The organism is Virgibacillus oceani (genome assembly GCF_041521345.1).
In the GTDB taxonomy this organism is placed as follows: Bacteria; Bacillota; Bacilli; order Bacillales; family Amphibacillaceae; genus Virgibacillus_N; species Virgibacillus_N oceani_A.
The window spans coordinates 24,580-38,068 of record NZ_JBGOHB010000007.1; the positions used below are offsets into that span (position 1 = coordinate 24,580).

Annotated in this window: 11 protein-coding genes, 2 pseudogenes and 1 riboswitch; of the genes and pseudogenes, 6 read left to right on the forward strand and 7 right to left on the reverse strand. The window is 39.9% G+C overall.

Annotation, left to right across the window (positions count from 1 at the left end):
- Nucleotides 1-5: 5 nt before the first annotated feature.
- The 4 genes from eutA to ACDX78_RS07010 all read right to left on the reverse strand — a co-directional run bounded on the left by eutA (nucleotide 6) and on the right by ACDX78_RS07010 (nucleotide 5,239).
- Complete coding sequence (gene eutA, locus ACDX78_RS06995) at nucleotides 6-1,433, reverse strand: ethanolamine ammonia-lyase reactivating factor EutA (protein WP_486026490.1); 1,428 nt, start codon at nucleotides 1,431-1,433, stop codon at nucleotides 6-8.
- Nucleotides 1,434-1,666: 233 nt separating this feature from the next.
- Nucleotides 1,667-3,031: a histidine kinase N-terminal domain-containing protein gene (locus tag ACDX78_RS07000; RefSeq protein ID WP_486026492.1), complete on the reverse strand. Its 1,365-nt coding sequence runs from the start codon at nucleotides 3,029-3,031 to the stop codon at nucleotides 1,667-1,669.
- Complete coding sequence (locus tag ACDX78_RS07005) at nucleotides 3,018-3,590, reverse strand: ANTAR domain-containing response regulator (RefSeq protein ID WP_486026494.1); 573 nt, start codon at nucleotides 3,588-3,590, stop codon at nucleotides 3,018-3,020. Before ACDX78_RS07005 ends, ACDX78_RS07000 begins: the two co-directional genes overlap by 14 nt.
- Nucleotides 3,591-4,108: 518 nt before the next feature.
- Nucleotides 4,109-5,239, reverse strand: a complete 1,131-nt coding sequence (locus ACDX78_RS07010) for a 1-propanol dehydrogenase PduQ (protein WP_486026495.1) — start codon at nucleotides 5,237-5,239, stop codon at nucleotides 4,109-4,111.
- A gap of 619 nt (nucleotides 5,240-5,858) precedes the next feature.
- Nucleotides 5,859-6,042, reverse strand: a riboswitch (cobalamin riboswitch).
- A 436-nt stretch (nucleotides 6,043-6,478) separates the two neighbouring features.
- Between ACDX78_RS07010 and ACDX78_RS07015 the strand changes: the two genes are divergently transcribed.
- The 3 genes from ACDX78_RS07015 to ACDX78_RS07025 all read left to right on the forward strand — a co-directional run bounded on the left by ACDX78_RS07015 (nucleotide 6,479) and on the right by ACDX78_RS07025 (nucleotide 8,703).
- A complete protein-coding gene (locus ACDX78_RS07015; protein ID WP_486026496.1) occupies nucleotides 6,479-6,832 on the forward strand; it encodes a PadR family transcriptional regulator in 354 nt (117 codons plus the stop codon).
- Nucleotides 6,819-7,481, forward strand: coding sequence for a permease prefix domain 1-containing protein (locus ACDX78_RS07020; RefSeq protein ID WP_486026498.1), 663 nt, complete (start codon nucleotides 6,819-6,821; stop codon nucleotides 7,479-7,481). Before ACDX78_RS07015 ends, ACDX78_RS07020 begins: the two co-directional genes overlap by 14 nt.
- Before the next feature lie 874 nt (nucleotides 7,482-8,355).
- On the forward strand, nucleotides 8,356-8,703 hold the full coding sequence (locus ACDX78_RS07025) for a hypothetical protein (RefSeq protein WP_486026500.1): 348 nt from the start codon (nucleotides 8,356-8,358) through the stop codon (nucleotides 8,701-8,703).
- 231 nt (nucleotides 8,704-8,934) lie between these two features.
- On the opposite strand, the pseudogene ACDX78_RS07030 reads toward ACDX78_RS07025, so the two are convergent.
- From ACDX78_RS07030 to ACDX78_RS07040, 3 genes and pseudogenes are all read right to left on the reverse strand, one after another.
- Nucleotides 8,935-9,217 (reverse strand): annotated as a pseudogene (locus ACDX78_RS07030) (transposase); the annotation flags it as partial.
- A gap of 22 nt (nucleotides 9,218-9,239) precedes the next feature.
- Nucleotides 9,240-9,788, reverse strand: a complete 549-nt coding sequence (locus ACDX78_RS07035) for an NADPH-dependent FMN reductase (RefSeq protein WP_486026502.1) — start codon at nucleotides 9,786-9,788, stop codon at nucleotides 9,240-9,242.
- Nucleotides 9,789-10,346: 558 nt separating this feature from the next.
- Nucleotides 10,347-11,261 carry a LysR family transcriptional regulator gene (locus tag ACDX78_RS07040; RefSeq protein WP_486026503.1) on the reverse strand — a complete coding sequence of 305 codons (915 nt, stop codon included), beginning with the start codon at nucleotides 11,259-11,261 and terminating at the stop codon, nucleotides 10,347-10,349.
- Between the two features lie 620 nt (nucleotides 11,262-11,881).
- Between ACDX78_RS07040 and ACDX78_RS07045 the strand changes: the two are divergent.
- The 3 genes and pseudogenes from ACDX78_RS07045 to ACDX78_RS07055 form a co-directional block, all read left to right on the forward strand.
- A pseudogene (locus ACDX78_RS07045) lies at nucleotides 11,882-12,575 on the forward strand (MFS transporter); the annotation flags it as partial.
- Between the two features lie 30 nt (nucleotides 12,576-12,605).
- A complete protein-coding gene (locus tag ACDX78_RS07050; protein ID WP_486026684.1) occupies nucleotides 12,606-12,815 on the forward strand; it encodes a hypothetical protein in 210 nt (69 codons plus the stop codon).
- Between the two features lie 67 nt (nucleotides 12,816-12,882).
- The gene (locus ACDX78_RS07055; RefSeq protein ID WP_486026505.1) at nucleotides 12,883-13,446 is read left to right on the forward strand and encodes an NADPH-dependent FMN reductase; all 564 of its coding nucleotides are present in this window, start codon (nucleotides 12,883-12,885) and stop codon (nucleotides 13,444-13,446) included.
- Nucleotides 13,447-13,489: the final 43 nt, after the last annotated feature.

Below are 13,489 nucleotides of genomic sequence, written 5' to 3' on the forward strand. Positions count from 1 at the left end.
TGTAATTAATTAAATACCAATGTCTTGATTACCACCGGAAGCACATTTCCACTGGCAACAGGCTGGCCGATATCGATATAGTCACCATCTTTGACAAATACACTGTCGATACAAATGAGATCCTGATCCATGCCCATTTTTGCCAGCAGTGTCTGTCCAAGCACCTTGGCAATATCGTTTTCGGTTATGATAATTAACGGTAAACCGAACTTCGTGTAATCTTCTACACCTGTTTTAATCTCTTCGGCCACCTTTACTATTTCGGAAAAACTCGCATGCTGATCTCCGGTAAAAGAAATGGCCACTTTTTGCTTGTTTTTCTTCACTTCAAACCATTTCAATTTCTCTTTGATCATTTCAGCAAAGTCGCCGGCTTTTTTTATTTCCTCATCCTGAACCTTGATCACCGGTACATTTTTTACAGGGAATTGATACTCGGAATAGGTAATCGTACTGCCGCTTATTTCTGTCGTATGGGATCCTGCCCCGACAACAGTGGCCCGGATCAGCTCGGCCGGCTCCACCAGACTGAATTGTTCAGATATGGATGATTTTGCTATTGCTTCGCCGAGCATTAATCCAATATCGCCATATTTAAAAACATCTTCATTTGTTGGATTGTATATTGCTTCGGCGACACCCCCGGTAAAAGAAATATGTGTAATATGATCTGTATCTTTGATTGTTTTATGGGTTGCTATCTTTTCCAGCTGACTTGATGGAGAACTCGCCCGGACGCTTTCCTCCAATAATTCCGCCATTCTGCTTACCACAGGCTGCAGGAGTTCTTTCGTTGCTGTCTGTCCAGTTTGTATGGACCAGGCATTTTCCTTTATCAGTTTCTGGATTTTCTCGGAAATATACTCAATTTCCAACGTCTCTTTATTTACTTTAATAAGACGGCCGCCAATATCCAGGCACCCTGTATCAACCACTTGGCCACGTTTCATTACTGCCAGATTACTTGTCCCGCCGCCAATATCCATATTCACCATTTTCAATGAATGATCTTTCGAGTACGTATGCATCCCTGCACCTTTAGCTGCAATAATGCTTTCCAGGTCCGGGCCTGCGGTAGCAACAACAAAGTCTCCTGCAAATCCGCTGAGTCCCTGGAGTACTTCCTCCGCATTTTCTTTCCTGGCTGTTTCACCAGTTATAATAACAGCACCTGTTTTGATTTTTTCTTTTTTAATATCTGCTTTTTTGTATTCCGCTTCCACAAATTTCTGGATTTTATGCTGATCCACCTTCGTCCCTTCCATAAGCGGTGTATTGATAATCTCACTTTTATAAATGACTTCTTTATCCGCAATAATAATACGGGGCACATTGAAGGCTGAGGCTACATTTTCAATTGTCAAATCCGAGAACACTAATTGGGTCGTGGAAGTCCCGATATCTATTCCTACACTTAACATTTTTTCCGCCAAATTCTATCACCTCCAGTGAAATAACTCTACTGCTACCTCGTTTTTCCAGTGGTCAGAAGTCGGGTTGGCAGAAACCGGCGAAATAGCCGCTTTCATTTTCTTGCCTTTTCAAAAATCATTGCTATAGAAAGCAAAAAAGCTTAAAGTACAAAAATGCACACAAATAACTGCAGCACATTTTATACCTTAAGCTTCATTGCTTTCGGACCAGCTATTACCCCATTGTAAAAGCCTTATCTGAATCGGAATGAAATTTCCATCCCTTTTTTTCTTTTATTAAATTGTATGGTCCCTTTTAATTTATCTTTGACATAGTTTTGTACGATGAAGATGCCCAAACTGTTTCCCTTGATTTTATCAATGGAAAAACCTACGCCATTATCGGTAACCGATATCATCACTTCTTCCTCTTCTTTTTTCAGGGATACGTTTATCCGACCTTCAGTCCCATTAGGGAAAGCGTGGTTATAAGAATTTTGCACCAGTTCATTGACAATCATGGAAACGGAGGTTGCCACATCACTCGTCACGATAATGGATGACCCTAATTCAATAGCTAACTCAATATGATCCATCACGGAATAACTTCTTTTCAGGTTATTCACGATAAATTCCAGCACCTCTCCTAATTCCACCTTATCTCCAAGCTGTCTTGCCAGAATATCATGCGTTGCTGCAATGGAAATGACCCGGTTCATATTGTCTGTAAGTATATGTTTTACTTCCTCGTTACCGCTTCTTCTTCTTTCCATTCGTAAAAGAGAGCCCATCGTCTGCAGGTTATTTTTTATCCGGTGATGGGTTTCCCTGATCGCTTCTGTTTTGGAAATGATTTCTGCTTCTTTGTCCTTCAGCTGGGTTATATCCCTTAGAATAATAGCAAACTTCAACTGGTCATCTTCCAGCAGAATACGTTTCATTACATAATATTTTTCGTTCAGGTAGATTTCTGATCTGTATTGTTTTTGTTCGTTCAAAATGAGATCACTGTAAGGAACCTGGTCGCCAAACAAATGATTGTAATGCACACCTTCTTCTGACAGGTTATCCGAAAAACTGTCCGCCTTATCATTTTGAAAGATAAGCTTGCCTGAAGCATCGAAAAAATAAACGGCATCATCTATATAATTGTTTAACTTCGCTGTCATCGTCATATAATCATTTTTCTCTTCAGCTGATTCCTGCTTTTCATGAAAAGCCCTTTCCATAATATAAGTGCCGAGCACCTTCTCACCATAATTAATGGAATGGATGTTTTGCCTGATAAATACATTTTCCTGGGTGAACGCCTTATAACCCTTTAATATGCCGCCAGAACGGGAAACTTTCCAGACTCCCGGTTCATTCATTTTTAAAGCAGGCTGGCCGACAGGTGATTTTTTATATAAGGATTGCTTTGTAACAGGGAGTACATGGTATACAACTATGGAAGCAGTGGTGTTCTTCAGCGGAACATCAATAAATACATCGCAGTCAAAAACTTCAGCCAGCTCATCCACGGCATCCGTTTTTTTGAGGATAAAATTGATTTCCTGCTCCGTCATATTTGTGTATTTCCTGCATAATTCTACTATTTTTGTTTTTTCACTCGTAGACAATCGTAATCGTCCTCGCAGTCTCGCTAATCGATGTACGGCCGTCCATGCTCATTTTGCGCAATAACTGGTATGCCTCTTGTTCATCCAGGTCCCTTTCTTTCATTAACAGACCTTTGGCAATATCGATTAATTTTCTGTCTTCCAATTTCTTGGAGACGCTTTCCACCTGCTTCTCCAAACTCTGTATTTTCTCTGCCCTTGAAATGCACATTTCAACAGTAGGTATAAAAGACTTTTCATCTAATGGTTTTACTAAGTACCCTAATGCTCCTATTTCTTTTGCCTTTTTAATAAACGTTTCATCATAAAAGGCCGTTAATAATAGAATCCCGCCAGCGATACGGTCATGCATAATCTTCTTGCTAGCTTTTAAGCCATCAAGTATCGGCATTTTAATGTCCATGATGACCAGATCCGGCTTTTGTTCCTTGCATACATCTATTGCTTCAAATCCATCCGAAGCCTGCCCTACTACTTTGTAGCCGGCTTCCTCCAACAGTTCTTGTAAATCCATTTTTGTAATAGGTTCGTCATCGACTATCACAATTCTATTTTCCATTATTACGCTCCTTAGAAATTATATGCTTCCTGTTAATTCCCCTGAAGTGACATAATTATGTTATTCTGTTACAAATGCATTTCTTCACCTATTATCAACCCTGTTCCCTATTTTATACCCTTTTTTACCAGATAAACCTTTAAGACGAGAAGCAAATATCCAAGTTCTCTGGCACCTTCTTGCGGCATTCATCCCCTTCGTCTCACTTCATATATTATTAGTGTAAAAAAGGCAAAAAAAGGCCATGAAAAAGAATAGTACTTTTCCAAAGCCCCTTTGCTTTTTATGTGTAATTTTTAAATAATATCATTACGAAAGCACGCCTTTGTGCCTATACATATATTATATTACCGTAAACGGTTTCTTGCAAGTGATACAATATTCAAAAGTATTTTATTTTCCATAGCTGTTTCTCACAGCCTGCGGCTGACCCGTGAAAGAGTCTTCAGAATGTGAAATAGACTATAAACATAGAGCGGTTGGCTCCCCATCTATCACGGTGCATGAGGAGAGGAAGATTACTTCAATTCTTTTAAAATGGCTATGATATCTTCTTTGGCAGGTTTTAGTGGGTTTGTGTCCGTACAGCTGTCTTCCAGGGCTGCTTCTGCGATTTGTTCCTTTACGTCATCTGTGTATTCTATATCATACGTGTGGAAATCTGCCGGTATTTCCAATGTTGTACGCAGCTTTTCCAATTCCTTGATGAGACTTCTGGTTCCGCTGGCACTGTTTGTTGCTGGAAGTCCCAGCATCCTGGCCAGCGCTGCATATTTATCAGCTGCAGGCTTGAGATCTGCGTTTCTATAGCCCATTACCCCGGCATTATATGCAATTACTTTCGGCAATAAAATCGCATTTAACCGTCCATGGGGAGTATGGAACTTCGCCCCGCATGCATGAGCAATACTATGATTGATACCAAGGCCGGCTATGTTAAATGCAATACCCGCCATCGTGGAAGCATGATGCATTTTTTCTCTAGCAGTGATGTTTTCCCCATCACGATAAGCATCCTTTAAATAAACCAGGATCAGCCGGATGGCCTTTTCTGCCATCGCATCGGAGAAATCATTTGCATTTGCAGCCACATACGCTTCAATCGCATGTGTGAGCGCATCCATTCCTGTGTCGGCTGTAATGGAAGGTGGCACAGATTTAACCAGATCTGTATCGAGAATGGCTTCTTCGGGTATTAAGGCATCATCAACGAGGGGGTACTTAATTCCTTTGCTCGTGTCGGTAATAATGGAAAAAGAAGTTACTTCCGAGCCTGTACCACTTGTTGTTGGGATGGCAGTTAGCGGAAGCGCCTCGAAATGATAGATTTTCATGGCAAAGTCCTTCATCGCCTTGGCAGCGTCAATTGCAGAGCCTCCTCCAACAGCAATGATGAGATCGGGCTTAAATGCTTCTATTTCCTTTACACCGGCTACCACATTTTCAATTGGGGGATCTGGAACTATATCACTGAAGAGTTCCCACTCGTTTTGCCCCCTCACCAGCCGTCCTTCAATCTCTTCTATCATTCTGGACTCGATCATAAAGGGATCAGTCACAATAAATATTCGCTTTTTTTCATAACTTTTCAAATGATCAAGAGCTTTTTCTCCGGAGTAAATCATCGTACTGAGTGATACCTTTTCCAATTCATCTTCCTCCTTTTTGGTGGAATGCAGATAAAATAAAAAAAGGAGCTTTTACAGAAGAGTCCCCTTCTGTAAAAGCTCCTTTGCTTTCTTTCATGTTACACGCCGTTGTGTCTAAGCTTATTATACTATTCAGGGAAATAGAGTGTCAATTAATATAAAAATTGCTCCATCTTGGTTTTCCCGGTTATTGTAAAAATATTCAACGCTGTTATTAGACCAAAGGCGTAAGCGCCCGATTAGCGACGTACGGACTGCGCCTTGGGACTACGGTACAGTAGTTCCTCGCCCCACCGTAAAGATTGGCCATGCCAGGTGGATCAGCGTTGCCGCGCAAAGCGGCGCATTTAGCTGATCATTCCTAAGCAACCAAAAAGGCAGGAAGCATGTTTTCCCGCCTTTTTTACAGAGCATGAACCAGTTACTTCTTTGTAGCTGACTCATAGGAATTTAGCTACGCCATTGTAACTAAATGATATACAGTTTGAGTTACTTCATTGTAACTGCAAAGTTATTTTTTACATTAAAAAAACTCTCGCCTACAACAGGTTGAGAGTTAACAGATAATTCCAATTTAGTATAGATGAAATCATCATGCATCCCCTTTTCCCGGAAGGTTGATGTGCATTTTATTCTGGCAAGTCTCCTGACTCATGGCAATTATTACTCCGCCTTCCCGGGGAACACCCAGTGACATATTGAGTAAATCTTCCATTTACAGTGGCCGGACCGCTCAGGATTTTCACCTGATTCCTTTTTAATCATTTACGTACAGTAAATGAACCAAAATAAATCTATTAAGTTCTGCGTGTTTTTTATTATACAGCATTATTTGTAAAATACCAATATTTGTAGCGGGAGTGTTAATTATACATGTGATATTTACACGTTTCCTCTCTATCATAATAAAAAGCAGATGGGACAGATCCAGAGAGCAATCCCGCTGTTTACTTTTGCTGCTAGCTTATATGTTATCACTGAGAAAATGCCTGCTCTGCCCCTCTGCAGCTTCTCTTTCTTTATTTTAAATCTACAAAGGGACATTTTCCACATGTTTTATTTGTTTAAGCTAGGGAGTCGTATAATCTAAAAGTCGGGAGAAGTGGTGTGAGAGTTCGGAGGTTAGAAACCCTTTCCTATTCGACTGGACATTAAACAGTCTTGCAATAATATTTTATAAATATTACATTGACACAAATAGTAATATTCCATATAATATACTTCAGGAGGTGATGATACTTGGCTGCCACAATTTCAACAGACCTCATCCGGGGTCATACGGTGACGATTATTCTAAATATCCTTCGGCAAGGTGATAGCTACGGTTATGACATTTATAAAAAAATCATTGAGTTAAGCGGAAATCAATACGAGCTGAAGGAAGCAACCTTATATACAGCCTTTCGCCGATTGGTAAAAGAGGGTTATATCCTTTCTTATTGGGGAGACGAAACGCAAGGGGGCAGACGTAAATATTATCGCATTACTACAGAGGGTGAAGAACGTTACGAGCAAAGCAAAAAAGACTGGGATTTTGCCAAAGGTGTTTTAGACAAATTGATACAAGGAGGGCTTGATGATGCCAAAGAATAAAAACCATTTGGATCGTAAAATTGAAAATTATATTGATGATCTTTTTGCTGTAGTCGGCAGAAGTCAAGAATTATTTGATATGAAGGAAGAACTGGCCACAAACTTAAAAGAAAAAATCTCTGATTATAAATACCGAGGTATGGAAGAAGAAGAAGCTTTTAAGGAAGCAGTGATCTCAATGGGGGACTTGAGCGGACTTGTAGATGATATGCGTAAGCGCGGCCAGGATCAGGCAAAGCAATCGGTTTATTCGATGAGGGCGGCGCGGCTTTCAACGGCTGGGTTGATTGCAGGTACCGTACTTGTATTATTTGGCCTCTTCAATTCTCTCATGCTATTGTTCATGGATGTACCTGTTGTCTCTGTGGTTGGTCCGTTCACATTTATTGTGGGGGGTGGCGCTTTATTAACGTATAGCGCATTAACGAGAGAAACCTCCAAAAAATACGCCATGAAAAAAAGCCGTGCCGCTCTTTATGCTCTTGCTATCGGGCTTGTTCTGTTTGGGTTTCATGTAGCGGGGGCTTCTGGTCTAGCTACTGGAGAAATGTATACTGCTATTTCTTCACTCATGGTCTTCTTTATCGCAGGTATTGGTTTATTTATAGGGCTGATGTTGACAGGTAGTACACGAAGAAAAGAAGGATAAGAAAGGGGGAGAAGCTAATTTCTCCAAACTCTTCCTCTAATTTAGACAAAAAAATATAGCGGAAATTAAAATTCAGAAAAAGCCTCTGTCTGAGACGTGTATGATAATCTTTTCTCCTTAGTTGATCCTTAGCTTAGGTACTCCTAGGCCAAATGTCTTAGGTATAGGTCGAGCATCGCACTCTCCATTGCTGTATAAGGAATAATGGAAGGGGTAAATACCGACATGAGCAGGCTACTTAACACAACATCCGTTCTGGATAAATAACTATGGAAGGATGTGGGGGTTTTTAAAAGAACATCTTCCTGGTTGGACTTTAACTATGACTCAACAGTGGTGGTTTCTAAAAATTATGAAACATAAATATGATAGGGAAAGCCACAGCAACGTGATCAAATGAACATAAATAAATTGCAAGCAATGGGAGAATCTCACTTATAACTGTTCACTTAGATCGTCCTATTGACTTTGAAACCTTTAATGGGTACACCGTTGGGTATTAGGTATTATTTTTATAGATTTTTTGGAAGACCGCTTTGATAGAAGTCCATCATATTTATAAAAGGGGTTGATTACGTATATGAGAAAAACGCTAAGAAGCTTCATATTGATTGGTGCACCTCTGTCATTGGGCATACTGCTGATTTTCCACCCTAGGGGAACGGTACTGCATGAGACCGTGGCGCATAATGTTGAGCTTTGGCTTTTTGTGCACCTCTTACAACTACCACTTTTTGGGCTTGTGGCTCTGGCCGTCTACTTTCTACTTGATGGACTGCGGGGAATTGCAGTCACGATAAGTCGGGTAGCATTAGGGTTCTTTGTCATCTTTTACACGGCTCTCGACTCCATAGCTGGAATTGCGAGCGGAATTTTGATTAGTAGATCACAAAACCTTCCTACTGAGCAGCAAGAGCTCATTGCACAGCAGGTTGTTGCGTTCTCTGCAAATTTTGCTGCCCCATTTGCTGACGGTGGAGGACCGGCCTTTATTGTTACGGTGCTCGGTGGACTTGGCTGGATAGTTGCGGTGGTAGCAGCCGCAGTAGCTCTGAAAGGTGCAAGAGCCCCATTGGGAGGGACAATCCTGATAGGGTTAAGTGCTGTCTTCGTGGTGCATGATGCTCCTACGGCACCTGTCGCGATGCTATGCCTTTTAGCTGGAACTGTATGGGTAGAATTGCAAACTAAGAGGGTAATGACGAAATCGCACTCTACGTGACCAAGCGCAGTCGGCCGTTTGGGCGGTCATTAGATTAGGATTCTTTAACCTTGTGATTGTTTTAGCACCATTTATTGCACTGGCATCTGTGATCATTTCTGGTTAGGCCGTGGCCATTGCTTTTATGACATCACCGGTTCTAGTGCTTATCAATGGTTTAACCTTGTTGTTATTACCCCTTCACTATAAATTATTTAAAATGGGTATTCGGACTTTATGGTGAAAAGGGGTCTATAAGTCACCCTTTTCCAAATTCTTTATAAGTGTGGAAAAATCGACACCATAGTTGCCTGTTATAACGTGATCTGTCACTTCATGCCAATTGAAAGTATCGTATAACATAGCTTTGCTGGAAGCACTTGAATTAAATCGTGGCTTACGCTTCTTATGAAGGTTCTCATTAAACAGTATTGGCTCGCAAGGCTTCAAATGAATAACCTCTACCCATTCGTTCAACTTGCCTAATAATGCTGTTTATAGACTCTGAGTAAGCGTTAGTAAGTTTTTTGTTGAAGATTTATTCTGCCAATTAATTCTCAAAAAGAACCTTTCTTATTAACTTCTTCAATCAATTTAGATATTAACAACTTTAGTGAGGAATTGACCTCATTTTTTACAAATTCCCCGTATTCGTTCAATTTACTGTTTGCTCCTGAGATTAATAATGCTCCACCATCGAATACATTCGCATTTAACATACCTAAATTGAGTTGTAATGATTGATGAGTATTTTCCCCGTTACCTGAAGCTGTAATAACCGCTACAGGTTTCGTGTAAAGCTCAGCAGACGACACCAACCATTCTAAAGCATTTTTCAAGACACCAGGTACCCCCTTTATATATTCGGGTGTACAGATAATGACTCCATCTGCTCTTGAAACCATTTCTCTGTATACTTGTACCTCTAATGGTGGTTGATCATTATCTAATTCGGGATTAAAGTGCGGAAGTTTTTCAATACCATTATATATTTCATATTCAACACTGTTGGGCATGAAGTTTTTTAGATTATTAAGTGCTTTTTGGGTTGATGAGTTTTTCCGAATACTCCCTGATAGGGCTACAATATTACTCTTTGTTTCCATATGAACCTCTCCTTCACTGTATATTGTTATAAAAAATTATCAAACTTTAGAAACTCTTATTCCATTAAACTGTTTTTAGTTAGGGTAAGATTTATTCCAGTCGATAATCCGAATATCAAACTTAATTTTACTATATATTTGAACTAACATTCCACCAAATAGCCCGATTTATATGTTGAATGTTTTTTAATTTTTGAAAAGATAATACCACTAAATATTCCGAAGACCCTTTTTAAAAGCATCGTCTTCAGGAAAGAATCGGATCAACCTGTGTTCCGGTTCTTTTTTGTCCATTTGCAGAAAATTTGGAGTAATTACCGTGAACGATTGCTACTGTGCCGCAAACGGAGCGCGGTTGTGGTAGATTGCAGTCATAAAATGATCAAACTTTTTTGGGTATTCGGATTATCGTGTGGAAATGTTGTTATAGCCAATTCATGTTAGTAAAAACATAAATCGGATAATTGTGTAGAAAATCTTACAATATTTTCTCTTTGAGATAATATAGGAACCTGGCACGACGTCATCACCAGGTTCCTTTCGTTTATGACTTTTGGCTCATAAGACTCGCCCGAGTGAAAGTTGATTGTTTTGTTTTCGAAATTCGTTAAAATAATGGTCCATAAATTCTAGAAATTTACGTGCGGCTATGGACAGATAGCGTTTTTCAAGCCATGCGATTTGGTAGGTACGCTGACAAATAGGTTTATCAATATGAACCAGGTGGAATGGTGTCTTTTTATCTTCTATTAAGGTTTCTGGCAAAAGTGCAACACCAATGCCGGTACGAAGGAAATGACTTATTGCAGAAAGTTCATCAACCTCACAAACAACATTAGGAGTAAAACCTGCCTTTATACAAAAATCATCCGTCATTCCTCTAAAAGGATTACCCTCTTTTATACTTATAAAAGAATCATCAGCCAACTCACTCAAGTCGATACGTTTACGATTAGCGAATCGATGTGTGAGAGGAACTGCTAATAATATTTCTTCAGTGAGAAAAGATTTCCCTCCTATTCCCTCCAGTTCTAGTGGTGGAAAAGTAATACAAAAATCAATGTCACCATCTCTTAATTGTTTCACCTTTTCTTGTGTTGTTGCTTGGCTGATTTGAAGTTTGACATCAGGATGAATGGATATGAAAGAACCTATAAGGTCAGAAAAACATTTATGGGTTGTTGTTGATAAAAAAACACGCCCTCGCTCCAACCCTGCGAGATCCACGACTTCTTTTCGACCCTCTTCAAGTACTGAAAGCGCAGTTTCCACTTTCTTCAGAAATATCTTTCCATACGAGTTGAGTTGGATGTTCCTTCCCTTTCGATCAAATAAGGGTACCCCCAAGTCCTCCTCCAACCGAGAAATGGTTTTACTGAGAGCGGGTTGCGCGATGCGAATCTCTTGTGCCGCTTTGCTCATATGTTCCAATCTGGCAACTGTTTGAAAATAATGCAGTTGCAACAGTTCCATGTTCGTCACCTCTTTCCATATACTTAAGGTTATAAATTAATAATTAAATATATATTTTAATTTATTTATTATCCATATTAGAATAAATATTGAGAGTTGACAACAAACATGCCTCCTAAAAGAGCATGCAAAATTATAAGTAAAAAATGAAGAAACGCTCAATTGAGTTTAATCATTTAAAAGAAGGGATAAAAAATCGGACATCAGCAACACACAGGAGAAAAATTGATGCGTATTCTCGTTATCACTCTTGTTATATCAGTGATGAGTGCAACGATGTTTAACATCGTCCTACCTGAAATCAGTAATGACTTTCATCTTTCCTTCGCACAGGTAAGCGGGTTTCAACAGCCTATATGTTGATTTATGCAATCGGATCAGTCACTTACGGGAGGTTAGCAGATACTATAAACTCAAAAATTTATTGACGGTCGGACTGATTATCTTTGCTCTCGGTTCAATGATCGGTCTGGCATCCCAAGCATATTGGATGGTTTTACTTGGAAGGATACCACAGGCAATGGGGGCTGCGGTAATTCCAGCAACGGCAATGATCATTCCAGTTCGCTATTTTCCCTCCAGAAAGCCGGGGACGTGCTTTAGGAATATCAGCAGCTGGTTTGGCTCTTGGTAGTGCTTTAGGTCCAATCGTTGCTTCCCTCATCGTCAGCGTTGTTCATTGGCGGTGGTTGTTTTGCCTGCCACTCTTCGTTTTCCTCACATTACCTTTTCATCGTAAATATTTGGATGATAAACAAGGAAAGGTGGGGAAAATAGATTGGATTGGGGGAGGACTTTTAGCTGGAACGGTAGCACTATTACTTCTAGCTGTTACAAACGGTGCTTGGATATATGCCGTTATCTGTTTGATCCTACTCATTTTGTTTATCATACGCATTCGTTATACAGTGGAACCGTTTGTTTATGGAAAACTATTCCGAAATAAGCAATATTCGCTTGGACTAATGATTGCGTTTCTGGTCAGTGGGACTGGATTCTCGATCCCTTTTCTGAGTCCTCTGCTGTTGTCAGATGTGAATAATCTTGATCCCGAAGTAATTGGCTTCACGATGGTACCGGCTTCCATAACAGCAGCGATTCTGGGAAGAAAAGGCGGCAAAACGGCTGATTCCAAAGGTAATTCAAATCTTTTCTATGTTGCATCAACTGCTGGTAACGAGCTTTATATTATTATCTTCTTTTGCGGGAGTCTCTTCGATTATCATAGCTGTCTTTTTGATTTTCGGTAATGTAGGGCAAACATTCATGCTCATCGCCATGTCGAATACAATTTCCCAAACGCTACCGAAGGATCAAACTGGGGTGGGCATGGGGATGTTATCGATGCTGAATTTTATAGCTGGAGCCATTTCTGCAAGTATCTTCAGCAAGGTAGTAGATATGGGATCTCGATCCCATTGGAATCCGGGAAATTTATATCCTGAAGCTGTCGTGTACAGCAATATTTATCTTGTCTTGGCTTGTTTGCATGTGATCATTTTATTGCTTTATATTTTCAATTTGCCAGAGTACAGAGGAAAAGTGGTCAATTGAAAATTAGGAAAAGCTCTCCTTAAAGTATCTATAACGATTAACAATACAAATACGAGGGGGAATAATAATGTTAAGAATAGGAATTATCCTTGGAAGTACACGTAAAGGTCGTAATGGAGAAGCTGTTGCTAATTGGATTAGCAATTTTGCGAAAAATCGTAACGATGAAGCAACATATGAATTAGTAGATCTATTAGAATTCAATCTACCATTTCTGGGTTCTGCAATACCTGAAGCAATGCAAAAAGACACAGAGTCAAATGTTAAGGCATGGTCTGAAAAGATGGCTTCTTTTGATGGCTGTATTTTCGTAACATCCGAATATAATCATGCGACATCAGGAGTATTAAAAAATGCACTTGATTATTTGAATTCAGAAGTGAACAACAAGGCAGCCGGATTTGTAGCTTATGGTAGCTTGGGAGGTGCGCGTGCAATAGAAAACCTACGTCTTATTTTAGGAGAATTACAAATTCCAGACGTACGTACAGCAGTTACTTTTTCGCTCATGACCGATTTTGAAAACATGACCAAATTTAAACCCGCTAGTTACCATGAGGATAATTCTAATCAAATGCTTGATCAGGTTATCGCCTGGAGTTGTGCGTTGAGTGTTCTGCGAAGTAAATGAGCAAACCTTATCGATGGTCACTCTTTTGCAAAGCTTCAGCCAT